The 24,836-nt window shown below is 42.2% G+C and carries 22 protein-coding genes, 1 pseudogene and 1 riboswitch; of the genes and pseudogenes, 6 read left to right on the top strand and 17 right to left on the bottom strand.

Annotated elements, in window-relative coordinates; translation table 11 throughout:
- Positions 1–156: 156 nt before the first annotated feature.
- Together EDD57_RS11910 and EDD57_RS11905 are read right to left on the bottom strand one after the other, a co-directional pair.
- Positions 157–471: a YbjQ family protein gene (locus tag EDD57_RS11910; RefSeq protein ID WP_131849665.1), complete on the bottom strand. Its 315-nt coding sequence runs from the start codon at positions 469–471 to the stop codon at positions 157–159.
- A gap of 69 nt (positions 472–540) precedes the next feature.
- Positions 541–2,370, bottom strand: a complete 1,830-nt coding sequence (locus tag EDD57_RS11905) for an APC family permease (protein ID WP_131849664.1) — start codon at positions 2,368–2,370, stop codon at positions 541–543.
- 7 nt (positions 2,371–2,377) lie between these two features.
- Positions 2,378–2,516, bottom strand: a riboswitch (cyclic di-AMP (ydaO/yuaA leader).
- Between the two features lie 159 nt (positions 2,517–2,675).
- Between EDD57_RS11905 and EDD57_RS11900 the strand changes: the two genes are divergently transcribed.
- Positions 2,676–3,251 (top strand): GNAT family N-acetyltransferase, encoded by a 576-nt coding sequence (locus EDD57_RS11900; RefSeq protein WP_131849670.1) that lies wholly within the window; start codon positions 2,676–2,678, stop codon positions 3,249–3,251.
- Positions 3,252–3,412: 161 nt separating this feature from the next.
- Here EDD57_RS11900 and EDD57_RS11895 read toward each other — a convergent pair whose 3' ends face one another.
- On the bottom strand, positions 3,413–5,770 hold the full coding sequence (locus EDD57_RS11895) for an endonuclease MutS2 (RefSeq protein WP_279388962.1): 2,358 nt from the start codon (positions 5,768–5,770) through the stop codon (positions 3,413–3,415).
- A gap of 175 nt (positions 5,771–5,945) precedes the next feature.
- On the opposite strand from EDD57_RS11895, the gene EDD57_RS11890 reads away from it, so the two are divergent.
- A complete protein-coding gene (locus EDD57_RS11890) occupies positions 5,946–6,284 on the top strand; it encodes a phage holin family protein (protein ID WP_131849663.1) in 339 nt (112 codons plus the stop codon).
- Positions 6,285–6,384: 100 nt separating this feature from the next.
- The gene (locus EDD57_RS11885) at positions 6,385–6,834 is read left to right on the top strand and encodes a 2-thiouracil desulfurase family protein (protein WP_131849662.1); all 450 of its coding nucleotides are present in this window, start codon (positions 6,385–6,387) and stop codon (positions 6,832–6,834) included.
- On the opposite strand, the gene EDD57_RS11880 is transcribed toward EDD57_RS11885, so the two are convergent.
- From EDD57_RS11880 to EDD57_RS14650, 10 genes are all read right to left on the bottom strand, one after another.
- Positions 6,825–7,562, bottom strand: a complete 738-nt coding sequence (locus tag EDD57_RS11880) for a hypothetical protein (protein WP_131849661.1) — start codon at positions 7,560–7,562, stop codon at positions 6,825–6,827. The genes EDD57_RS11885 and EDD57_RS11880 overlap by 10 nt on opposite strands.
- 152 nt (positions 7,563–7,714) lie before the next feature.
- Complete coding sequence (gene polX, locus EDD57_RS11875) at positions 7,715–9,463, bottom strand: DNA polymerase/3'-5' exonuclease PolX (RefSeq protein ID WP_243649539.1); 1,749 nt, start codon at positions 9,461–9,463, stop codon at positions 7,715–7,717.
- A gap of 113 nt (positions 9,464–9,576) precedes the next feature.
- On the bottom strand, positions 9,577–9,885 hold the full coding sequence (locus EDD57_RS11870) for an alpha-helical endospore appendage domain-containing protein (protein ID WP_131849660.1): 309 nt from the start codon (positions 9,883–9,885) through the stop codon (positions 9,577–9,579).
- A 130-nt stretch (positions 9,886–10,015) separates the two neighbouring features.
- Entirely contained in the window at positions 10,016–10,315 is a 300-nt protein-coding gene (locus tag EDD57_RS11865; RefSeq protein ID WP_131849659.1) for an alpha-helical endospore appendage domain-containing protein, read from the bottom strand.
- Between the two features lie 183 nt (positions 10,316–10,498).
- Complete coding sequence (locus EDD57_RS14655; RefSeq protein WP_207896833.1) at positions 10,499–11,029, bottom strand: alpha-helical endospore appendage domain-containing protein; 531 nt, start codon at positions 11,027–11,029, stop codon at positions 10,499–10,501.
- Positions 11,030–11,116: 87 nt separating this feature from the next.
- Positions 11,117–12,217, bottom strand: coding sequence for a glycosyltransferase family 2 protein (locus tag EDD57_RS11855; protein ID WP_243649538.1), 1,101 nt, complete (start codon positions 12,215–12,217; stop codon positions 11,117–11,119).
- 33 nt (positions 12,218–12,250) lie between these two features.
- Positions 12,251–13,609 (bottom strand): bifunctional glycosyltransferase family 2 protein/class I SAM-dependent methyltransferase, encoded by a 1,359-nt coding sequence (locus tag EDD57_RS11850; protein ID WP_165873798.1) that lies wholly within the window; start codon positions 13,607–13,609, stop codon positions 12,251–12,253.
- On the bottom strand, positions 13,596–14,762 hold the full coding sequence (locus EDD57_RS11845; protein WP_243649536.1) for a glycosyltransferase: 1,167 nt from the start codon (positions 14,760–14,762) through the stop codon (positions 13,596–13,598). Before EDD57_RS11845 ends, EDD57_RS11850 begins: the two co-directional genes overlap by 14 nt.
- Before the next feature lie 28 nt (positions 14,763–14,790).
- A complete protein-coding gene (locus EDD57_RS11840; RefSeq protein WP_131849657.1) occupies positions 14,791–15,834 on the bottom strand; it encodes a hypothetical protein in 1,044 nt (347 codons plus the stop codon).
- 5 nt (positions 15,835–15,839) lie between these two features.
- A complete protein-coding gene (locus tag EDD57_RS14650) occupies positions 15,840–16,265 on the bottom strand; it encodes an alpha-helical endospore appendage domain-containing protein (RefSeq protein WP_207896832.1) in 426 nt (141 codons plus the stop codon).
- A 155-nt stretch (positions 16,266–16,420) separates the two neighbouring features.
- Between EDD57_RS14650 and EDD57_RS11830 the strand changes: the two genes are divergently transcribed.
- A complete protein-coding gene (locus EDD57_RS11830; protein ID WP_131849656.1) occupies positions 16,421–16,786 on the top strand; it encodes an alpha-helical endospore appendage domain-containing protein in 366 nt (121 codons plus the stop codon).
- Between the two features lie 91 nt (positions 16,787–16,877).
- On the opposite strand, the gene EDD57_RS11825 is transcribed toward EDD57_RS11830, so the two are convergent.
- Positions 16,878–17,969 carry a glycosyltransferase gene (locus EDD57_RS11825; protein ID WP_131849655.1) on the bottom strand — a complete coding sequence of 364 codons (1,092 nt, stop codon included), beginning with the start codon at positions 17,967–17,969 and terminating at the stop codon, positions 16,878–16,880.
- Positions 17,970–18,160: 191 nt separating this feature from the next.
- Between EDD57_RS11825 and EDD57_RS11820 the strand changes: the two genes are divergently transcribed.
- Entirely contained in the window at positions 18,161–19,522 is a 1,362-nt protein-coding gene (locus EDD57_RS11820) for a glycosyltransferase (RefSeq protein ID WP_165873797.1), read from the top strand.
- Positions 19,523–19,578: 56 nt separating this feature from the next.
- On the opposite strand, the gene EDD57_RS11815 is transcribed toward EDD57_RS11820, so the two are convergent.
- The 3 genes from EDD57_RS11815 to EDD57_RS11805 are packed head-to-tail and all read right to left on the bottom strand — an operon-like array spanning position 19,579 to position 22,620.
- Entirely contained in the window at positions 19,579–20,448 is an 870-nt protein-coding gene (locus tag EDD57_RS11815; RefSeq protein WP_131849653.1) for a glycosyltransferase family 2 protein, read from the bottom strand.
- Positions 20,441–21,097: an acetyltransferase gene (locus tag EDD57_RS11810; RefSeq protein ID WP_131849652.1), complete on the bottom strand. Its 657-nt coding sequence runs from the start codon at positions 21,095–21,097 to the stop codon at positions 20,441–20,443. Before EDD57_RS11810 ends, EDD57_RS11815 begins: the two co-directional genes overlap by 8 nt.
- Positions 21,094–22,620, bottom strand: a complete 1,527-nt coding sequence (locus EDD57_RS11805; RefSeq protein ID WP_131849651.1) for a glycosyltransferase — start codon at positions 22,618–22,620, stop codon at positions 21,094–21,096. The genes EDD57_RS11810 and EDD57_RS11805 overlap by 4 nt, the downstream gene beginning before the upstream one ends.
- Positions 22,621–22,794: 174 nt before the next feature.
- Here EDD57_RS11805 and EDD57_RS15320 point away from each other — a divergent pair.
- A pseudogene (locus tag EDD57_RS15320) lies at positions 22,795–23,064 on the top strand (alpha-helical endospore appendage domain-containing protein); the annotation flags it as partial.
- Positions 23,065–24,836 lie beyond the last annotated feature (1,772 nt).

Below are 24,836 nucleotides of genomic sequence, written 5' to 3'. Positions count from 1 at the left end.
CACGGTGGACACCCTTGCCTTAAGCTAATGGCTACTGCTACCTTCACCATTCGGGACTTTCACCCTATAGACTACGCCCATGCCGGGCGCACATTGAAAAATGACTTGAGTATCAGCTGAATACTCAAGTCATTTCAATGAAATGCATCAAACCATCTATTTATTGATTCTCACAGCAGTACCTGTTGCGATACACATCAACATACCACCAATGGTTTCAAAATCCAAGTCCACGCCAATAACGGCATCCGCTCCCTTACGACGCGCTTGCTCTTGCATCTCTTGTAAAGCGATCTCTCTTGCTTCAGCTAGCTTCCCTTCATAGGTACCGCTTCGTCCGCCAAAAAAATCCGTAAGCGAAGCCATAAAGTCACGAACCACGTTTGCTCCTAATATGGTTTCACCACTTACCACGCCTACATACTCTGTCACTTGATATCCTTCTAGTGTGCTTGTTGTCGTTACTAACATTGGAAAGCCTCCTGTAGTGTGAAATGAACTATCTTATTCATTCCCACTTGTTCATCTTTCAAACAGAAATTACTTTTTCAACTGATAAGGCACAATTGTGATATGCACGTTTTTCACTTTGAGCAAGTACGCAATGATGAGCAAACCAGATTGATTATGAAGCAATCGATGCCACCATTTCTTCGTTACAAACTGTGGCATGATAACCGTCATCGCTGAACCACATTGATCCGCTTTTTCCCTCATCGCCTCTAAGAAATCACCTAGCGGTTTGATAACGCCACGATACGGAGAATACACCGTGATAAGCTGGACCCCTGTTTCCCATGCTTCCCAATCTCGCTTCATCTTTTCGATGCTCTCATGGCTATATCCGATATAAACTGCTACTGCATCTTTCGATATAGATTTCGCATAAAGCAACGATTTCTCCACCACTGTCGTAATCCCAGATACAGGGATAATCACAAGGTTACCTGTTTCTTCGAGACTCATCACTTTCACGGACTCATCAATCCGTAATTGCTCCGCTACCGCGACATAATGTCGATGAATCTGATGGAAAACGAATACCACAGCTGGTACGAAGAGTAAGGAAAGCCATACTTGGCCAAACTTCGTAACGAAGAAAATGACTAAGATGAGATAGCAAATCAACGCTCCTAATAGATTGACCGAGAACTTCCAGCCCCAACCTTTTGGCTTCGTACGGAGCCATTTGAAAATCATTCCTGTTTGGGATAAGGCAAATGGGATAAACACACCCACTGCATAGAGTGGAATTAAGCTCTCTGTTTTACCCTTAAATATGATAATCAGGAAAATCGAAGCCATCCCTAAGGTAATAATCCCATTGGAATATCCCAAACGATCTCCTCTAGCGGTAAATGCTCTAGGCATATACTTATCTTTTGCCAAGTTGTAAGCAAGAAGTGGAAACGCTGAGAACCCTGTATTTGCCGCTAAGACTAAGATCAATGCAGTTGTAGCTTGGACGAAGTAATACATGAAATCTCTTCCAAAGATGGACGCACTTAATTGCGACATAACGGTTTCTTTTCCAGAAGGAGCAATTCCATACCAATAGGCTAAAAAGACAATTCCGGAGAAAAGTACGGCTAAAATAATACCCATACACGTTAAGGTGAAGGCTGCATTTTTAGGGGCAGGTTCTTTGAAGTTTGGAATCGCATTGGAGATCGCTTCTACTCCTGTTAATGCCGAACACCCAGAGGAAAACGCCTTTAGTAATAAGAAGAAACTAATTCCCATTACAGGAGTCCCTATAGAGGTGTGTGCAGCTGTGGTTGCATGACCTGTCAAGATTTGATAGATCCCTACAATGATTACGATCACAAGTGCAAGGACAAATAAATAGACTGGATACGCCAAGATGGAAGCTGATTCAGTAAGTCCTCGTAAATTTAATAAAGTAATGAGTGCAACTAATAGAATAGCGATCTGCACTGTATACGGATGTAGCACAGGGAATGCAGAAGTAATGGCATCCGTCCCTGCCGAGACACTAACCGCAACGGTTAAAATATAGTCAACAAGCAAAGAACCTCCAGCTACCAAGCCATAGTTGGTACCTAGGTTTTCTTTTGCGACCATGTAAGCTCCGCCGCCACTTGGGTATGCATAGATAATCTGTCTATACGACAGAATCAATACCGCAAGTAAGACTAGCACTCCAATTGCAATCGGAATCGAATACCAGAAAGCAAGTACGCTGATCGTGGCAAGGACAAGCAAAATTTGCTCAGGACCATACGCAACGGAAGAAAGTGCATCCGAAGAAAGGATCGCTAATGCTTTTAAATTATTAAGCTTTTGACCGTGTAATTCATTTGACTGCAAAGGCTTTCCGATTAAAAACCGTTTCAACTTATAAAACATGTTTTTCCTATTCCTCCATTAGCACTTACGAGGTTAGCTGACGGATTCGGGTTATGAGAGTAACCCTACCTTAGATACTACTAAGGATTCACCCCAAGTTTGGTTCCCCCGCTCCTTTTATAAGACGGATTAAGCGACTAATTGCTTTTATTTGAGTTGCTAATTCGCTTATCATACTCTGAGCGATTTGAGTTGTAAAGAGTAATGTTTTTGTTTTTATCTAGGTATACTTATATTTTTTAATGAATCATAATTAGATTATCCCAATAGGGATTTATTTATAAAAAGAGGTGGATAAAGTGAGCATACAACTTGATGGAAACATTGTCTCCCTGCAACTCATACAAGAACAACACGTGACAGACTTATATCAAATCGTAAAATCAAATCCAGCTATCTGGACTCATATGACAAGCAACTTGGAATCGGAAGAAGATATGCATAAGCTTGTTATCCACGCCCTTAAGGAACATCAGTGTGGAAAAGAGATCCCGTTTGTCGTTTGGCATAAGGAATTAAATCGAATCGTAGGAAGTACAAGGTTATATAACATCAAACCAGAAGCGCGAACGTGCGAATTAGGATTTACTTACTATGCCACTGAAGTACAACGAACCGCAGTTAATACAGAATGTAAGTTATTACTACTACAGCATGTATTTGAAACGCTAAACATGATTCGAGTGCAGATTACAACTGATATACTAAACCTGAAATCCCAGAAAGCAATTGAACGGATTGGCGGAACGAGAGAAGGCGTTCTCCGAAATGACCGCCAGTTGCCAAATGGGCGAATCCGAGATGCTGCCATATACAGCATTTTGGATCGTGAATGGGATACCGTAAAAGAGAAACTACATACGATGTTGCACGCCTATTAGAATGAGACATTTTCATCAAACAAGACACCCTCTTTAAACAGAAGGTGTCTTTCTTTATTCTTAAGCATATTTGATAAACCAATAAATCCCTACCGCCAGAAAGGCTAGCGCAATGGGAATCAAGATCTTGGGAAGATGTTCCATCGGGTTCGTTCGCTCCTTTACTGAATCTCGACAACGGTTACACCTGAGCCGCCTTCACCCATGCTCCCGAGTCGAAACGATTTCACGTTACGGTGGGAACGGAGGAATTGTTGAACACCAGTGCGGAGAGCTCCGGTTCCTTTTCCGTGAATGAGATGAACCTGTTTATAGCCTGCTAAGACCGCATGGTCGAGATAACGATCGATCTCCATAATAGCTTCCTCTACGAGATGCCCTCGCAAATCAAGCTCCGGGCGGACATCTGCTTTACGGCTGATGGATGAAGTGGATTTGGGTTGTTGAGGTTGCGGTTTGCTTTCTCGCTTCTCTAGTTGACCCCGTTTTAGCTTCATTTTTAAAGCACCAATTTGCACTTGAAATTCCTTGTCGCTTAGTACTTCTACAATCGCGCCTTTTTGGCTCAAACTAGCAACAAATACTTCATCCCCCACCACTAACTTCTCGTTTGATTTCTTCTTTATTGTTGCGCTGCGGTGTAACTCTAAATCAGGTACTGCATTGCCTAATCGTTTGCGTGTTTCAATCAGTTTGTGCTCTTTCAATTCCTGTGGACGAGCCTTTGCCCATTCGCGAAGTTGCTTTAACACCTCATCTGCTTCACGTTCCGCGTTACTGATGATTTGTCTTGCTTCTAGCCTAGCCTTTTCACGAATCTGCGCCTTTTCCTCTTCCCAAGCTTGCAATTTTGCTTCAAGGCCTTGATGCATTTCTTCTGCCTCAGTTCGTAATCTGTCAGCATCCATCCTCGCATCTTCTGTGGCTTTTCGCTCGGAAGTAAGAGTCGTAATCATCTCCTCTAAGCGATTATCATCACTGGAGATATGCGATTTAGCATCTTCAATCAAGTATATTGGAAGCCCTAGACGCTTAGAGATGGCAAAAGCATTACTTTTCCCTGGCACTCCGATTAGCAGGCGATAGGTAGGCCGAAGGGTTTCTACATCAAACTCTACACTTGCATTTACCGTGCGTGAGTGCGTATGAGCAAATAATTTTAACTCACTATAATGGGTCGTCGCAACCACAGCGGCACCCATTCCAATACAGTGCTCTAAGATCGAGATGGCAAGCGCAGCCCCTTCTGTCGGATCTGTACCCGCACCCAGCTCATCAAATAATACCAAGCTCTCGTGATCGATCTTTCCTAAGATCCGGATGATATTCGTCATGTGAGAGGAAAAAGTACTTAAGCTCTGTTCAATGCTCTGTTCATCCCCAATATCAGCAAATACACCACTATAAATGGGCATCTGGCTCTCTTCTTCTGCTAAGATCGGAAATCCAGACTGAGTCATCAAGGCAAAGAGTCCGATGGTCTTTAAGCTAACGGTTTTCCCACCTGTATTAGGCCCTGTAATGATGACCGCTTGATGAGCTTGTCCCATCTCTACATCAATCGGCACCACTGTATCCTTCGCAATCAGTGGATGGCGTGCTTTTTTCAAGACAAGCGTTCGATCTTGAGATAGCTTCGGAACAACTGCTTTCACCGCACGAGCAAACTGTGCTTTTGCTACTGTAAAGTCCAATTGAGCCAAGATATCTAAGTTTAAGCGGAGTGGCTCCACCGATTCTGCGATCATCTGCGTAAGTTGATACAGTATCTTTTCTACTTCCCGTTCCTCAGCTAACTCCTGTTCTCGTAATTGATTATTCAGCTGAACAACTGCTTCTGGTTCAATAAACAGGGTAGCTCCAGACGAAGACTGGTCATGTACAATTCCATGAAAGGATCCGCGATACTCTGCTTTTACTGGAATCACATATCTGTCATAACGCTGTGTAATAATGGACTCCTGTAGCATTTTCTGGGTATTGGAATTGCGGAGTAGGTTATTTAACGTTGACTGAATGCGAGAACGAATCGTTCCAATCGCTTGTCTAACACGCCGCAACTCACTACTGGCCGAATCCCGCACAAAACCTTGTTCATCAACACTGTTCGCGATCTCCGTATCAATATGTTCCAAGCTTTCAATCTGCTCCGTTAACCCACGCAAACGAGGAAGTGATGCTATTTCTACGTCTAACTGCCTGAGCATAGCCTTAATCTTCCGTCCAGCATGAATGGTACTTCCAATATCAAGTAATTCGGCTTCGTTTAATAATCCACCAATCTCTGCCCTGCGAACAAAAGAACGAATATCACGTATTCCTCCCAGTGTGACATCTCCCTTCAGACGAAGAAGTTCGATTCCCTCGGAGGTTATATATAGACGCTCTGATACCTCTTCCCAGTCATCAGAGGGCTCTGTGTCATCAATAAGAGACTTCCCCAAATCAGAGGAAGAGTAGTATTTTATCATTTCTTTTACTTCCATAAATTCTAATGTCTTTTGTGTCCAATCTGACAAAACCGTGCACTCCCTTCAAGCAAACAACTTTAGTATATCATTTTTCCGCTCATTTTCATGACAGCTTAACATAATTCGGTACCCATATTCGAATGAAATCAAACTTATTTTCTTATGTTTGAAAAAGCATTATCTGCGCATACTAAAGGCAATCACGTATTAGGAGGATGGAACCATGATTCGTCATATCGTCCGTTTTATCGTATCTGTCATCGTTTTAATGATTGTTGCTGCTTTGGTTCCAGGATTCAGAATTTCTGGCTTCGGTACCGCTATTATCGCTGCTCTCTTTATCGCTCTTCTCGGTTGGTTAATGGAAATGCTGTTTGGAGAGCGAATCTCGCCGTATGGTAGAGGAATTGTTGGGTTTATTAGTACAGTAGTCGTACTCTATATTACATCTATGATCGTAAACGGCTTTGAGATTGGTGTCTTTAGTGCAATCGTGGCGGCACTGATTATCGGGATTGTCGATCTATTTTCGCCCACCATCAAAGATCGTGTAGACTCATAGGATATCTTGGTATAAACAGGGCTTGGTCTATGGACTAAGTCTTGTTTTATGATGCACTCTATCTGTATCATGAAAATGATTCAAAAAAGGGGTGTAGCGGGTGATTCTGATTAGTGCTTGCTTAGCAGGAGTTCCCTGTCGCTATGATGGCAAAGCAAGTTTAGCTGATATCGCACAGAAATTAGTAACCGAAAAAAAAGCGATCTATGTATGTCCAGAAGTCTCTGGAGGACTATCTATCCCTAGGGATCCAGCAGAAATTGTAGGAGGATCGGGTGAAGATGTCTTGGACGGAAAAGCAAATGTCATCACAAAATGTGGCGAAGATGTCACAGAACAATTTATCAATGGTGCGAATCATACTCTACAACTAGCAAAAAAGGTTGGCGCCACGATGGTTATTTTAAAAGAAAATAGCCCATCCTGTGGAAGTTCATTTATCTATGACGGAAAGTTTCAAGGAAAGAAGATATCTGGAGACGGTGTGACCAGTGCGTTGCTAAAAAGGCATGGCTTTCAAGTCGGATCAGAAGACGATCTCTATGAGTAAAATAGCCATTTGATCGTTAATCCAATAAGCAGGAGCCAATACAGATCTAACAATCGATAAATCCATAACCGGTCCAAATACCGCGTCACCAACACCATCGCTAAGGTAGCAAAAGTAAAAAACCAACCATAGTTATCATGGTCCAGCGCCCATATCGCTCCAAAACAAGTCGCCAAAATAGCAAGTAGCATTTGCCAATGAAGAGAGATCCCCACCATTTGAAGCGCAAATAATTTCGAAAGATCTGGTTCCGTCATACGTAACACCTGGTAATCGTACTTCTTTTGTACTTGCATAGCATTAACTGCGTATTCTTCCATTTGAAGCGCCATTCGCTCTAAATAGCTCCTCATCTGATGGCTTAACCAAAAGCTACCTATCACCCACGCTAATTGCGAAAACCAAGATTCCTTTTTCCAAACCAGAGTCGCTTGGATCTGGACTTGATCTCCTTTTTGTTCTAATTGAAAATTCTCTTCATAATAACTAGCACCCTGTTTTCGATAAAGAACAAAGTGATCAGGCTCGTTTCTCATGATTTGCGTATAGGCACGCTCCCGAAAAAAGGATTCGTGATTTAGAAACAAACCGCGACCACCCGCTTTCTGATGATCATAAAAAAACAACGTATACAACTGCGTCGTAGGACGAAACGGATTCGTCAAATACTCCCTTATCTTTTCAAGGGGGGCCGTCACGAGTAACTCCATCTGATATCGAAATTGCAAGATAATCTCATCCTTTTGTTATTTTTCTTTCAATTAATAAGATTAAGAGTATACGGCATCGCTCTATTATAGTCAAAATAAACCCTTTTCCGCTACCCCGTAAACATCGAATGGCTCACTTCCATGACACGATCATAGAAGTGAGCATTGGTTCAACGGTTCTTTCGATTCTTCTTTCTTTTTTCCTTTAAGAATTCTTGTAATTCATCCAGTCCCTTCGAATTAATTACATCTGGTTTCGTAAGCCATCCACGCCTAGCAGTGGATATGCCTAACTCAACGCGTGAAAGATCAGGGACTGAGTGGGCATCGGTATTAATCGTAAAGGTGAGACCGTACTCATCTTTCGCCTTTTTTAGCAATTCATCATTTAGATCCAGACGGCGCCCGTTGGCATTACATTCGAGGATCGTCCCAGTATCTTTAGCAGTCTGGAAGATGTGATCAAAATCGAGATCATAGCCATCTCGTTTAAATAAGACTCTGCCTGTCGGATGACCGATGATATGTACATATGGATTTTCCATCGCTTCTACTAATCGCCTAGTTAAGGTGTCTCGATCCTGTTTCATACCTGAATGGATAGAGGCAATGACGACATCCAACTCCGCTAATACTTCATCAGGAAAGTCTAACCGCCCATCCGGGAGAATATCCATCTCTGTTCCTCTTAAGACGGTAATCCCTTCTACTTCTCGATTCACCTGTGCAATCTCTTCCCACTGCTCACGAAGCTCTGTAATCGTCAAGCCATTCGCTACTTGTAGAGACTGAGAGTGGTCGGTAATCGCGATATATTCATACCCGCGTTCCTTTGCTGCCTCTGCCATCTCGCGTATACTATGAGCTCCATCACTATAGAGCGAGTGCATGTGAAGATCTCCCATGTAATCTCCTTGCTGGAACAGGGTAGGGACCTGATTTTGCTCCGCTGCTTCCATCTCTCCACGGTCTTCTCGTAGTTCGGGAGGTACATAGGCTAATTGTAAATGAGCAAAAAAGTCTTTCTCCTCCGCGAAGGTAATCATTTCTTCGGAATCATCATGGAAAATGCCATACTCGCTCACTTTATAGCCCATTTGCTTGGCACGTTGCCGAATCCGGATATTATGCTCAGCAGACCCGGTAAAATGGTGGAGAGCACTTGCATACTGCTCCCTCGTCACCAAACGAAAATCAACGCTCATCTGAATTCCTTCGACATCCACGACCACACTTACTTTCGTAGATCCCTGATTGACAATCTCTTTTACAAACGGAAGTTGCACAATTTGATCCGCTACTTCTTCCGGATGAGTCGTTGCGATAACGAAATCAAGATCTTTTACCGTCTCTCTTCCCCTTCGCAAGCTTCCTGCCACACTCATCTTCTGAATGAAAGAAAGTGTAGTAAGATTCCGTTCAATCTCCTTCGCTACCTGAAGGGCATGAACTCGCAGTACTCGCTCAGAGCGCTGTGCGAAATTTTGTACTGCCTCTAAAATCTTTTGCTCTTTCTTCGCTCCAAATCCAGTCAACCCTCGAATTCGTCCTAATTCCGCGGCCTGCAATAATTCTTCTCGACTCGTAATCCCTAGTTCCTTGTATAACGTATAGATCGTTTTCGGGCCAACCCCTTGTAAAGAGAGCAAGTCAGGAAGACCCTGCGGTAGTTCATTTCGCAATCGTTCTAACTGAGAAGATTGACCTGTCTCTACAATCTCCTCAATCACTCCTGCTGTCCCTTTTCCCACTCCTGGCAACTCTAATAAACGGTCTAAATGATCCGCAATCACAAAACGACTCGCTTCGACAGCTCTACCTGCTTTTCGATAGGCAGATACTTTAAATGAATTCTCGCCTGCCAGATCCAGATAATCAGCCAATTGGTTTAGAATACGAACTACCTGTTTGTTATTCATAGACTCCACTCCTAGATCGCTCTTCTGAATAAACTTGATAAATCCTATTGTAACCAGAAAAGGATTAGAGGTGAAGGCACTATCTGGATGGCAAAAAAAAGAGGACCCTTTTATTAGGGACCAAGCTCTAAACTTAAGATGCTCTCTAGTTTTTCTTGTAGAATCCATTCTTTTCTTCTTAATTCACGTATGGTCTCGCGAACACTTGCATTTAAAGCCAAGAGGTCGCTAACAGTAGGCCTCTGCACCGGCGTAATCCCTGGCAGAGTACCTAGTATATACTGAATTTTCTCACCTTCTGCGTTGATAATGTGACTCAGTCCTAATTCCTCTAACGCGATTGAGGCGAGTAGTAAATTAACCGCATCATCTCGCGTGATGGAAATCGCAGGAGTAATATTTGGTATATTTGCCTGAGACATCTATCTACACCTCCAACCCTCTTCATCTTTCTTCCCTACTCTATTCACCATGGGCTGGATGTGTGCCCATAAGACACACAAAAAAAGAAGAGGTTCTCCACCTCTTCTTTTTTCAATCTTTATCCCTTATTTAAATCATCCGCAAAACGTTCTCTAGCTTTTCTTGTAGGATCCATTCTTTCTTTTTCAATGTACTAATCGTTTGACGGACGCTATTGTTAATGGCTAACAGCTCATCTAAAGTAGCGGTAAAGGGTGTTGTCACTCCCTCCAGAGTACCTAGTACATACTGAAGCTTCTCGCCCTCCGCATTTAGAATATGGCTTAGACCCAGCTCTTCTAACGCGATGGAAGAGAGAAGTAAAGTAATTACATCTTCGCGTGAAATGGTAATCGCAGGTGTGATATTTGGTATATTCGCTTGGGACATGGTAACACTTCCTCTCCATTTATTTTGTACCAATGATACTTGAGCTGGAATAAATCTTCTTCTCCTTTCTACTCTATTCTATAAATTCTAAAGTGCGTGGACCTATATCATGTAGACTCCTTGAACCTAAACGCAAAAAAGGCAGGTACTACCCGCCTCTTCTTCATCACTACATATCATCACTCACAAACCACCGAACCTTCTTGCTAAAGTTCGATAAGACCCGCGATATCTTCCTCTCGATAACGGCTCCTTCTTTTGTGCTAGCCGCGGCGCATGTCCTGTTGGGCATTTTCTACTGCTATTCATTTCAGTTCCTCTTGCTAGCCGCACAGCCTTTTTCAGATTTTTAAACGTTGGGGGTTTTTCTATCATTCTCCTCTGGAAACAAGGCACACAAATGGGAGCACATAAGAGATCAGTGTCTACTATGCTATCTAGTTTTCCTTGTAAGGCCCATTCTTTCCTCATCACTTCTCGAAGTGTCTCCAGAATACTTCGATTCATGATCAGTAAATCCGTAATCGTAGCATGTTTCTCTGGAGTAATTCCGGGTAAGTTTCCCAATATATACTGAAGCTTCTCCCCTTCAGAATTAAGAATATGACTTAATCCTAACTCCTCTAACGCGATGGAAGAGAGAAGAAGAGTAACGGCATGTTTTCGGGTGATCACAATCGTTGATGTGATATTTGGTATATTTGCTTGCGACATGATTACACACCTCCTGTCAATGATTCATAGTCATAAACAGTAACAAAAAGGCGAAGTCGGATTGACTTGCCTATTTGTTACCTGCAATCATGATCGGCTATCCATGGTATTCAAGGATGTGTTTACCTTTTTCGTTTGATTGACCAACCTATTCTTATAGTACTCTGCTTGACGATTGTGGAAATCTGCTTGATCCATCTCTCCTAATGCCTCATAACAGATAGCAAGTTGCTGATGAGGGAGCCATGTATGGTATGTAGCATCTGCAACCGAAAACGAATAGGAATCGGATAGGGGCTGCATATAGGCTGTTTTATACCAAAAAATCGCTACTTCTATTTGCCCAGTCTTGATAAAATGCTCGCCCATTCTACAGCTGAAAGCAGGATACGGCATATCAAGAGACAGCGATTGCAGTGTAAGTTCCAACTCTTTTTCTGGTTGACCATTTAATACATAACAAGTAGCTAATTTGTGATAGATAAACATATTATTCTGCAATGAAACCTCAGGATGGTCCCGAATCAGCTCAAAATACTTAATCGCATTTGGATAATCCTTATGAATAGAACATTCTCGCGCGTAGTTAAACATATCAGCAACACTTAATTTGTGACCTCTAGCAATATTTAGTTCATAAATCTCCAGATTTCTACGTGAAGGACGTCGATCATCCGTATTGTTTAGGTCTTTGGTATGGGTGATGACGACATCTGATAAGGTATATCGATGTTCTCCATTAACGGTGATATCCTCATGGACAATCCCACCCCACTTAGCGGATAGACCTCTCTTTATCATTCTAATTCGGGTTGTGTGTGATTCTATTTTGTTTGAAGGAAGAAAATACTTCATATAAACAACGTCTATTTCTTCCTCTGATAGAGATTTCTTTAGGAATTTAAACTTCTCTATTTCTTTTTGCTCCATGACATCATCTGCATCTAACCAAAAAATATAATCTTTCGTTGCATATTGAAAAGAAACATTTCGAGCAGCCGAAAAATCATCGATCCATTCAAAGTCATAGATACGATTGGTCCATCTCTTAGCAATTTCCTTGGTCCGATCAGTAGATCCTGTATCAACAATCACGATTTCGTCCACTACATCCTTAACAGAAGACAGGCAATTTTCTAGGTTTTTTTCCTCATTTTTAACGATCATACATAAACTAATGGTAGCCACTACATGCCCTCCCTCATTTAGAATATGACCCTCCTATTTCTTAACCGCCTGCAAGAGGATCTGAAGGCAACTAGCATGTTCTGTCACAGGAAACGAATAGCCATGTTGTTCTCCTAGGATTTTTAGTTCTGATAAAAACTGTAGAAGATTCGCATCCACTTGGGAGTGTGTATACTCTTGCCTCTCAATCGTAAAGAAATCCAGAGAACATAATGACTGGATCGTGCTCGGAGTAAATGAGCGAAGGTGTGTGTGGCTAACTCCATTTCCTTGCAAATAATGAAGTTGATTATTTGCATGTACCATATTAGGAACACAAATGATCATAGACCCACCCGACTGAAGATATGTAGCAAATCGTTGGACAATGCCCCATGGATCTGTTAAATACTCCAAAATATTAGAAAATACAATGGTGTCAAAAAAATCATGGGGATACGTATCCTGCATATTTTCTACATCCGACACTTGAACATCTTGGTAATAGACATTTGCAATATCAGCTGCAGTCTGAGATATTTCAATTCCGTATAATTCACAGCTTTGCCTATTTAACAGTTCCGCGCCTAATGTTCCCACCGAACATCCTACATCTAGAATTCTTTTCGATGTGGGTGGAATCATGTGTAGAATTTCGTAGCGCGGGAAAAGTTGTTCGGGAGGAATGTGCCACTTCTCTATATAGCGCTGACGATTTACATGATATAAGTGTTGAAAGCTCAAATCTGGATTTCCATTAAAGGTCGCGTGACCAAAATGGTGGACAAATGAATCATTGGCAATCCACAACTCATATCCTTTTTGCAGAACTTTCAAAGACAAATCATCGTCTTCAAAATTTCCTGATACATATTGCTCATCAAACCAACCAATTTCATCTAGTATCGTTTTTCTAGCCAAGAGACAAAATCCAACTAGACGGTGCACTTTCCTTGTGTTTCCTTGACTTTCGATACAATATCTCTCTGCAAAAATATCTAGCTCATCTACGCTGTGATAGCTTGCCCGAACTATTTGTGCACCACTTACATAGTTACTAACGGGTCCGATCATGCCGATTCTTGGATCTGCTATGATTCGTTCTAACATAGGCTCAAGCCAATTTTTGGTTACAATCACATCATTGTTTAAAAAGAGAATATACTCTCCCTTTGCAATCGTTCCGCCTTGATTACAACCCTTAGCAAATCCTACGTTTTTCTCGTTTAAAATAATGCTTACTTCTGACAAACTCGTCAAATATCGAACCGTATCATCACTAGATCCATTATCTACAAAAATCAACTCAAATTGACCTCTTGGCGTATGTCGATAAATACTTTCCACACATCGTTTTGTAAACTCCAATTGGTTGTATGTGAGTATAATAATACTAACCTTAATCGGAAACACTTCCTTCCATTTTGCTACTCGCCACAGATACGGATTGATCTAATCCTACACTCTCCTTTGGCAGCAGCCGTTGTAGCTCTTGTATGGCAGGCTCGTAGTGATGCGATTGTTCAATTGCCATGCGATATGCCGCAATAGCACCTTCTATATTTCCTCGTTTTTCTTGGCATCTTCCAATATAGTAGTGCGGATGGAAACTGCCAGATCCTTTTAGGACAAGATGAATCGTGTGTTCCTCTCCTAGCTCCAAGCAATGGTTAAATACCTGAATCGCTTTGTCATACTCCCCTTGTAAGAAGAGAATAACTCCTTTATAAAAATGCAAGTCTACATAATCGGGGTAAATCTCAATTACTTTCTCAATCCCTGGCCAAGCTCCTTCATGGCTACCTACCAATAGTAAAACAGCATACTTTAGTTTATAAATGAGAGAAGGCGGAACCTGCTTATTTCTGACAAATCCCCGGATCGACTCATTTACATATTCAAATGACTCTGTATACTTTTCTGCCCGATAGTATTCACTCGCAATATGGTAGTCCACCCAAGGACTATAGCCTTCCTTTTCCTTTTCTTTCTCTAGCATCCGAAGATTTCGCTCTAGTTTATTCTTGTTCTTCACAAACGGATCTGTATACCCGTAATGATGCACTCGAATGGGGAGAATAGTTACTTCGTAGATATCTCCTAGCACTTCCGAAACATTTAGCTTCTCATGAATCGCATTTTCAAAACGGAATCCCATATGGTTTCGGAATAAACGATGATGCGCTAATAAGAACGCCTGATCTGGATCGGGCGGGAAATCTCCAAAATAGTTAATAAGCTGGATCAATAATATGTTTTCTTCTGTATCTAAAGCTTCTTTTAATTTGGAAATATCCTTCTGATCCACCTCTTCATCTGCGTCTAACCACAAGATCCAATCACTCTTCGCATGTTTCAGACCATGGTTACGAGCGTCCGCAAAATTTTCGTTCCAAGTATATGGGAGAACCGTTGCACCATAAGATTGGCAAATCTCAACCGTTTGATCAGTAGAACCAGTATCTACAATAATCATTTCATCTACGACACGATGAATACTCTCTAAACACTGGCCAATCCACTTCTCTTCATCTTTTACAATCATACATAAAGAAAGAGTTTTCATAATGGTCAAATATCCCCCTTTTCCTACATTAAGATTTATGATTTAAAAAGATACGTATTCCAGTCCTTGACCAATTAATTTCTTTCTTACGTTGATCGACTGGATAAGCTGTTTTAGGCTTCTCCGTAATTTTCGGCTTAGGTATCGGCTTAGGGTGAATCTCTTGATTGGTAGACTCTGTTTTCGTTTTCGGCCCATCCTCTTGCTCTGATGACTTAGAAAAACCTCTATCCTTAATGAACTTCTTCCATAATGGAGTTTTTTCATTCTCTATTAATGGAGCCTTTTCATTTTCGATCGAACTCTTCTGTTTCTCATCCTCGATCCATTTCTTTTGTGAGTTTCGCTTCTCATCCTCGCCAAACTTCACCCATGATGATACAGACGACACTTTCGCATTCTCTACCGTCTTTTGCTGGATACTTTGCTTCTTATCTTCTTCATATTTCTTCCATGGCGATCCCTTCACACTCTTTACAGGCTTTGGCTCAGTAGCCGGTTTATCATCTTCTGAAGGTTTCGTCCATGATGATGCCTTCTTCTTCTCTACAGATTTCTTTTGGATGATTGGTTTATGTTTTTCGATAAACGGAGTCGATTTTAAGCGGTCCGACTTTTTCGTAAGTGAACTAGGTGGATAGAGAGACTTATCTTCTTCCTCTAGCTCCTTCTTTAGAATTTGATATTCCTTGTACCTTTTTAATTCATCCATAATGCGATCCCAAGGATACTGCCCTTGGTATCGCTTGTTTTTTTTTCGTATTTCCATTATTAACTTCTCATAATTATTGTGAAATTTATTAGAAAATAAAACTTCTTGATCTAAATCCTTCCAATAAAGCGAATAGCATTCTTTTTTTCGGAGTAACAAAACTCTGAGTTGATTCACCAATACAAATAATGATTCCGGTCGATACGAAGAAATATCCACTTTTCGTGACTCTAATGCTTCGATAAATTGAACAAATATAAGCAAGTAATAAATAGTTGCTTTCTCTAATTGACTCATGGCAATCCAACTAAGCTTCTTTACTTCCTCTTCTGTCTTTCTTTTCTTCTCGGACATCTCCATATGGACTACTCCCCATCGTAAAACTCAAAAGGAAAATGATGATCCTGACTCTCCAAATCATCGAATTCATATATATCATGATGAAAATCATATGTATCTTCTTTTGGTTGATGCCCTTGTTTTTGCCCTTTTCGTGTTCGCTGGGAGCTTAGATGAATCACACCTTCCAACTTTCTATATAATAGCCAATCCTTCATCACCGTAATATCTACTAACTTCTGAATATGTTGATTGAAATTTTCGATCTCTTGGTTAGTAGGGTTGGTCGGAAAATCCAATTGCCCACCTATAAATGCCTTAATTTTCTTTGCTTCAGAATGAATAAGATGAGAAAGAGCTATTTCTTCCAATGCAATCGATTCTAATAGGTCGATAATAACTTCAGAGAACTGTGGTCTATGTGGCTGTTCTGGAATCTCTGGCATGCTCATCTAATCACCCCCCCTCTACTCATTACCTAATTTATGACTATAATTCATATTTATTCGAACTTCTGATTAAATTAGTCAAATAGAGAATGAAAAATATCTTAACGAATATAGTGAATCAAGACAATTACTTTTTTGCAGTGAATAGAGGTGATTTTTTGTCTCAACCTAATATCCCCAATATTACCCCGATTATTGAAGTTACCACCCATCAAGCCATCAACCTACTGCTATCTTCCATCGCGATGGAAGAGCTCGCCCATGCCCACATAGTGAATGCAGAAGCGGAGAAAATTCAGTACGCACTTGGAACATTGCACGACTGCGACCAGAACCCTTGCGATCATCACCATCGTAAAACCACTCTCACCGAGTTACTTTGCATTAATGATTCGGTCGACAAAATCTTAGAAGATGTTATCTATAAAGAAATGCTACTCCAATTCAAATTCCATAAAATTTTATGTCTAATTAACAATAAACATGCTTTCGATTGTGATGATACTATATGCTTTGAAGAATAGCATTGTAAGCAAGAGTTCGACCAAAAGGGAAGTCCGCTGTTTCTAGTTGGGGTAGAAACAGCGGACTTCCCTTTTTAAGTACATTCGTGTGCTAGTATGTCGCCGGAACAATCTCTCTCTTTAAAACTTTCGAAAAATACTCTCTATTACCGATTACAATCGGATCTTTTGGACGAAGCTTAGCCGCTTGCTCATTATAATAGCATCCCTTCTCATGTTCACCAATCTTGTCATAGCTAACACATAATTGAAGAAGAGGAATCCATGCTGAATAAACATCGGTCCGTATGGCTAGCATACCGTGATCCTTGCATTGAATCGCTTGATCATACCAATAAATCGCTGCCAAATAGTTATTCTGTTCAAAAAAGAAATTCCCAACTCGACAGCATGTTTCGGATCGTGGAGCATCATAACGTAATGCTTGAAAGAGCCACTCCAAACTTTTTGCCTTTTCTTCAAAATGAGCATAACAGTCAGATAAGCGGTGACAGGCACGAATATTATCCTCTACCCATCCTTGTTTTGAATCTAGAAACTCAGTATATTGCTCTATTGCTTTTCTACGCTTACCGTGGTCAAAAAGCTCATTCGCATAGTAATACATATCTCTAGGGCTGAAACTCCGCCCTTTTGCAATCATTTCTTCGAATATCGTAATATTACGATTACTATCATGCCGTAGTGATGCATGGGTGATTGCCATATCAGTATCTATTAAATTACCGTGAACCTCTAGGTACTCATGAACGAATCCAATCCAGCGGAAACCTTTTTCTCTTTTGACAAGCCTATATCTTCTAGAACTACCTGTAACATTCCCCGCATCGTCTGTTGCTAAGATATATAACATCGAAGCAGCATCTATCTTCTTATCTAATGATCTTTTTAAGATGCGCAATTTTTCTTGGTCTTCTGGTTTTAAAATATCATCTGCATCCATCCATAAAAGATACTCCTGAGTAGCCTGGGCAAAAGCAAAATTTCTAGCTGCAGAAAAATCATTAATCCATTCAAAATCAAAAATTCGATCGGTATACTCGCTAACAACTTCTTTCGTACGATCTGTCGATCCAGTATCTACGATTACAATCTCATCTACTATGTCTCTTACTGTGTCTAAACACCGACCAATCACATCTTCCTCGTTCTTTACAATCATGCACAAACTGATCGATATCATCTATTATCGTCTCCTTACAATTAATCAACTTTCCCTTCAACATCTATATTCAAATGCCTAACAAAAAGTACAATAAAAGCAGTTTACAACCACTCAAAAAATACTTTATTTTTTTTGATTCTTTTTTTTATTCTATATACGAATTTTTTTCATATAAGAAAATATACATCTTTTCTGTGAGGAGTGATCATGTGGAAAATCTTTATGGACAAATGGAAACTAGTAATAATCCAATGAAAAACCCTGGTAATACCAATATTTCACGGGTCTTAGATATTGGATGTGGTGAGGGGAACCTAGGAAGCATATTAAAAGGTCATTTCGGGACAGAAGTATATGGGATTGAAAAATCGCCCGAATTAGCAAAGATGGCTGCTGAAAAGCTAACAAATGTTCTATGCGAGGACATTGAAACTTGTTCGCTTCCCTTCGAAGATGATTTTTTTGATCAGATCATATTAAGTGATGTTCTTCAACATCTGAATGATCCATGGGCTACCTTAAAAAAAGTAAAATCTTACTTAAAACCATCTGGAACCATAGTTGCTAGAATCCCTAATGTGGCTCATATTTCCATTCTTATGGATCTTTTAGATGGACGCTGGGAATACGCAAACAATGGGTTACTTGATGAGAAACATCTCCGCTTTTTTACACGTCAAGAAATCGTATCCTTGTTTGAAAAAGCTGGCTACGAAATCATCTCTGTCAAAAACCTGACCCGAAGCTCCGAAACCCATGAAAACTTAATTGGTCGTTTAGGCGAAGTATTATCAGACCTAAAGATCGGAGATCCCCATTTTTCAGAGGATTCCCGCACCCATCATTACGTCATTGAAGCCAAGAAAAGAGTCAACATCAACCTCAACAAGCCATTAGATGAAAATTCCTTTTTATTTGTCACTTGTATCGACGATGAAGAAGTCTATCAAAAATGCCAACATCACATTCAACAATTATCAGTCCCAGCAGGATATAAATTCGACTATTGCCAAATCCGTAAGGCAACCAGCATAGCACAAGCCTACAATGTAGCAATCCATCATCCAGCAAAATATAAAATTTATATCAAACAAGATACATTTATTTTAAATAAGAATTTCCTTCACGATTTATTACACTTGTTCCATGCCCATCCACAGTTGGGATTAGTAGGGATGATTGGATGCGAAACCATACCTTCGAGTGGCATTTGGTGGGAATCACCCTTTCTCATTGGAAAATTAATTCATTGCCCTGATGACCTATATCAAGTTGTATCTCATTCTATGAAGACAGGTACACCTTATACTCCTGTTAAAGCGATGGATGGTTGCTTAATGGCCACCCAGTATGACTTACCATGGAAAGAAGACTTATTTGATGGATCGCACTTCTACGATTCCTCTCAAACACAAGAGTTTATCAGAAACGGTTACGATGTTGGAATTCCTTATCAGAGTGAACCGTGGTGCTTACATGGTGGACAGCATCTTTTTACTCATCAAAAGAGCGACGAGGGTTACAAGAGAAGTCAAAAAGCCTTCCAAGATACCTATATAAATAGGATGTAAAGGCCAAACGCAAAAAAGGAACTTTATTCTTCTCGAATAAAGTTCCTTTTTTGCGTTTATAATGATGCCAAAATCGTATCAATTCGATCAATATCCTTCGCATATGCAGGGTATCCTCCGACACGATCACGATAGCTTCTAAGAGCCATTTGATATAGATCATCCCGATCCAAAAAGCCATCTTCGCGGGAAGCAATCATCAGATCCAACCATTCACTAAATAAGTTTGCACCTAACGTCTCATTGTTCTGATTTGGATGAAGACGAAAATAGCTCATGGCATCCGTAATGTAAACGGCCCTTCCTTTTGATAACAGGGATAGCCAAGCAGCCATATCATTTAAGAGTACATATTGTTTTCCTTGATAGAATCCGTAACGATCGATTAAATCCTTTTTTCGAAATAGTACGGTTGTAGGCTCTCCAATCACATTTAAGCAATGCGATAAGGCATAATTCCCCAGCATTTTTCCATCCATAACTCGATCTTCTCGATATAGTCTTTGGGTAGCATAGATAGGAGGAATGTGTTCTCCATTTGCATCAATCGTTTGGCGATAAGAAGTAGCAAGGGTAATATTTTCAAAGCGAAGAAAGTAAGACATCATCGTAGCAATTTTCTCTCTATGAAATACATCATCATCCATTAAGTAGTTGATATACTCACCTGATGACAAATCAAAACATTTATGCCAGTTTCCAATAAATAAATTCTGTTCATTTTTGAAATAACGAATCTGCGGAAGATGTGAATAAGAAGAATCCATCATCTCACTCACCCGATCGTCACTACTATCATCACAAATAATGATTTCGATGTTCGGATAAGTTTGATCTAAAATAGAATCTATAGCGATTTTCAACGTATCTGGCCGATTGTAGGCAGGAATTAATACACTAACTAATGGGTACGATTCTCTATTCATCCCCTACCACTCTCTCTTTTTTAAATTGCGCTGGCACTCCAGCATATAAGACTTTGTCCGGAACATCCTGATGGACAAAAGCGCCACCGCCCACCATCGACCAAGCCCCGATTCCTATTTTTTCTCGAACCGAACAGCCAATCCCCAGATAAGCTCCTTCCTCGATCACAACATGACCCGCTATATTTACCCCAGGAGCGATTGTTACATAATTTCCTATCTGATTATCATGGCTTATATTGGCTCCACGATTAATGATGACAAAATCCCCAATCTCGACTCGAGTCGTTAAAATAACCCCCTCGCAAATGACACTACCCACCCCAACATGGCTTCGCTTAGATAGATAAACAGATGGATGGATGAGAGAGGGAGCTATCGAAAACTCTAATTCGATCGTTTTTCTAGCAAATCGTTTTTTTAAAGCTGGATCCCCTACACCTGCACATACAATTTCTACATGATTTCGCCTAGATAAAATATCCGTTAAGTCTCCTAAAACAGGAATATCATCTATGATTTTCCCTTTCATCTCTGGACGCTCATCTAAAAAACCTACTACTTCACAGCCAATCTGCTCGCAAAGATGATTCACTTCGCGAGCATGACCACCACATCCCCAAATGACAAGTGGCTTTAGTTGACTCATGATTTAGGGAGAACCACTATTTTTTTAACACATGAAGCACACATCTTCGCATACTGAATGCATGACTCTATGGTTTCACCCTCATCCATAGGCCACCAGCGAATCGCTCCTCCCGGTGCACGGGCAGCAAAATATTCAATGTCCGGATGAACATTTCCTACGATAATCACTTCAAACTCCTTGAAATTCGTCTCTATTCCACTTTGTAGAGTTTTAAGTAGATTAGTATGATCCTCTCCTTGGCATGGAGATAAAAATGGAAAAATCAAAGAAACTCGATTTGGGTCCTCATCGACAACATGAACGATTTTCTGTGCTGGGCTATCTGGTGACCGGGTCCAAATCCGTTCATAAGGAACCTCATCTAGACAGGGTGCATCCAACTCTGCCATTCTGCTATTAATTCGCGCTCGATAATAATATTCTAATTGTCCACATAAGATCTGGATTTGGCGATTTCGTATAAAGGTAGAATTATTTCCACCTTCATTGCGGTACTGCAAATAAAGCAATCCAGGAATTCCTAAATACTTTGTACAAAGAAACGTTCTTACTAAGAGATCATAATCATCTGCTACCAAAAGCTCTTTTCTATGGCCTCCGATCAGGTGATAACAATCTCTAGTCCACGCACGGGGATGATTAGGCAATCCTACCAAATGACGAATTGTAGTCCAGTTTAAGCTAGAGTTTTTGCATACATTTTGCCAACATCCCAACTCATGGACCCAGACTCGATAATAGATTCCGTATCCATAGCTAAAATCCCAACCATACCAATGTTGATTAAGTGTATCCTCGTGTAATTCTGCACTCTCTCCATAAACAAAGCCGCATTCCGGGTGTCGTTGTAGCGCCTGCACCATTTTCTCTAAACAATCAGCAGTTAACTCATCATCGTGATCCAGCTCTACTAAAATTTCTCCCGTACATAGCCCTGCTGCATATCGCTTCACTGCTCCAATGTACCCGCTACGCGAATCTTGACGATACCTTCTCACCCTTGAATCATCTAAAGGAAGCAAGTATTCCTGATACGTTTCCTCATGATCATCGGAATCATCAACAATAACCCATTCCCAATTTTGATACGTTTGATTTAAAAGGGATTGATAAGGCCTCTTGATCCTCTTTTGCGACTTATAACTAACAGTAAAAACAGAAACAAGGGGAGTATCTGAAGAAAAGGTAGTAGGTGGTATTTCCCTATTTTGAGGAAGGGGTTCGGTGCTATGTAGCCAGCAGTAGAAAGCATGTTGCGGAGTAATTTCTTCTACAGAATGAAAGTGTAACCAACGTTTCCGTTCATTCGCAGGCAAAGAACTGAGAGCTGGAAATAAAGATGGATCTCTACCAAGTGAGAAATAAACTCTAGGCTGTTTGAAATTAAGATGGAATTCATCTTTAGCGTCATGCACTTCAATCGCGATACTTTGTTCATTACAATCGTTTATCAATTTGTCTAGATTTGCACGCTCAGAAACCCATAAATGTATGGTTACGATAGGTGGATGATCAGACATCTCTCTCCTCCTCGAAACTACCTCATAATCTATCCAATAAATGCAACTCTTGGTTAAGACATACTTATATCTCTACATCCTTATGTACAAATAAGTAAATTATTACGCCAATCCCTTACATACAGACAGGGGATAATCCTCAATCTCTATATGAAAATCACAATATATTAACGAATGAATATAGTATTGGTGATAGAAATCACTGGGGGTGTTTTCGTTATGTGGTGTTCCAATTGGCCTCCTATCACTCCTTTCGACCGGGAAGAAGCAATTAATTTCCTACTACTCTCTATTGCTTTAGAAGAATTGGCGTTAAGCCATATTTTGAATGCTGAAGGGGAGAAAGTACAATACGCTCTCGGAACACTACCCGGTATTACAACCCCACCTACTACATCCATTAGCGAATTGCTTCAAATAAACGAGAGCGTCAATAGTACCATTCAAGAAGCTACCTTATTAGAAAAAGAACTAAACTCTAAGCTGAAGAAGGCATTGTCTATTCCCATCTCAGTTGGACCAACAGGACCCACGGGCGTCACGGGACCAAGCGGGGGACCTCCCGGACCTCCTGGGGCTACTGGGGCTCCTGGGGCTACTGGACCGACAGGTCCGACTGGACCCACAGGAGCGACCGGACCGACAGGGACTTTTGCCACAGGTGATTTCTTATTTTTCGTTCAAGGAAACACAGGAACAAGCGGAAGTGCTCAAATGGGTTTCGGAGATATACTAAACTTTGTATCCAATACGATAGACATTTTAGTCACACCTGGTTCTGCCAAAGTAAGGCTAGAGATTCCTACGGGGCCCAACGGACCTACGGGGACGACAGGAGCGACTGGTATTCAGGGCGGTACTGGACCGACTGGACCGACTGGACCTCAAGGGCCTCAGGGACCTCAAGGGCCTCAAGGGCCTCAAGGACCTCAAGGACCCACAGGGCCTCAGGGACCTCAGGGGCCTCAAGGACCTCAAGGACCCCAAGGGCCTACTGGACCTACGGGACCGACTGGGCCTCAGGGACCTCAAGGGCCTCAGGGACCTCAGGGACCTCAAGGGCCTCAAGGACCTCAAGGACCCCAAGGGCCTCAAGGACCCCAAGGACCCCAAGGGCCGACTGGACCTACGGGACCTACGGGACCTCAAGGACCCACAGGACCTACCGGACCTCAAGGACCTCAAGGGCCTCAAGGACCTACAGGGCCTACCGGACCGACTGGACCTCAAGGACCTCAGGGACCCACAGGGCCTACCGGACCGACTGGGCCTCAAGGACCCCAAGGACCTCAAGGACCCCAAGGACCCACAGGACCTACCGGACCTACGGGGCCTCAAGGACCTCAAGGACCCACAGGACCTACCGGACCTCAAGGGCCTCAAGGACCTACAGGGCCTACCGGACCTCAAGGACCTCAAGGACCTCAGGGACCCACAGGGCCTACCGGACCGACTGGGCCTCAGGGACCTCAAGGACCTCAAGGACCCCAAGGGCCTCAAGGACCCCAAGGACCCCAAGGGCCTACTGGACCTACGGGACCGACTGGACCTCAAGGACCCACAGGACCTACCGGACCTCAAGGACCTCAAGGGCCTCAAGGACCTCAAGGACCCCAAGGGCCTCAAGGACCCCAAGGACCCCAAGGGCCTACTGGACCGACTGGACCTCAAGGACCCACAGGACCTACCGGACCTCAAGGACCTCAAGGGCCTCAAGGGCCTCAAGGACCCCAAGGACCTCAAGGACCCCAAGGACCCACAGGGCCTACTGGACCTACGGGACCGACTGGGCCTCAGGGACCTCAAGGGCCTCAGGGACCTCAAGGGCCTCAGGGACCTCAAGGGCCTCAAGGACCCCAAGGACCTCAAGGACCCCAAGGACCCACAGGACCTACCGGACCTACGGGGCCTCAAGGACCTCAAGGACCTACGGGGCCTCAGGGACCTCAGGGACCTCAAGGGCCCCAAGGGCCTACTGGACCTACGGGACCGACTGGGCCTCAGGGACCTCAAGGGCCTCAGGGACCTCAAGGGCCTCAGGGACCTCAGGGACCTCAAGGACCCACAGGACCTACCGGACCTACGGGGCCTCAAGGACCTCAAGGACCCACAGGACCTACGGGGCCTCAGGGACCCACAGGACCTACGGGGCCTCAAGGACCTCAAGGACCCACAGGACCTACGGGGCCTCAGGGACCCACAGGACCTACGGGGCC

The organism is Baia soyae (genome assembly GCF_004341445.1).
GTDB lineage: Bacteria > Bacillota > Bacilli > Thermoactinomycetales > Thermoactinomycetaceae > Baia > Baia soyae.
The sequence above is the reverse complement of the archived record's forward strand: the minus strand, read 5'-3'. Positions and strand labels throughout refer to the sequence as shown.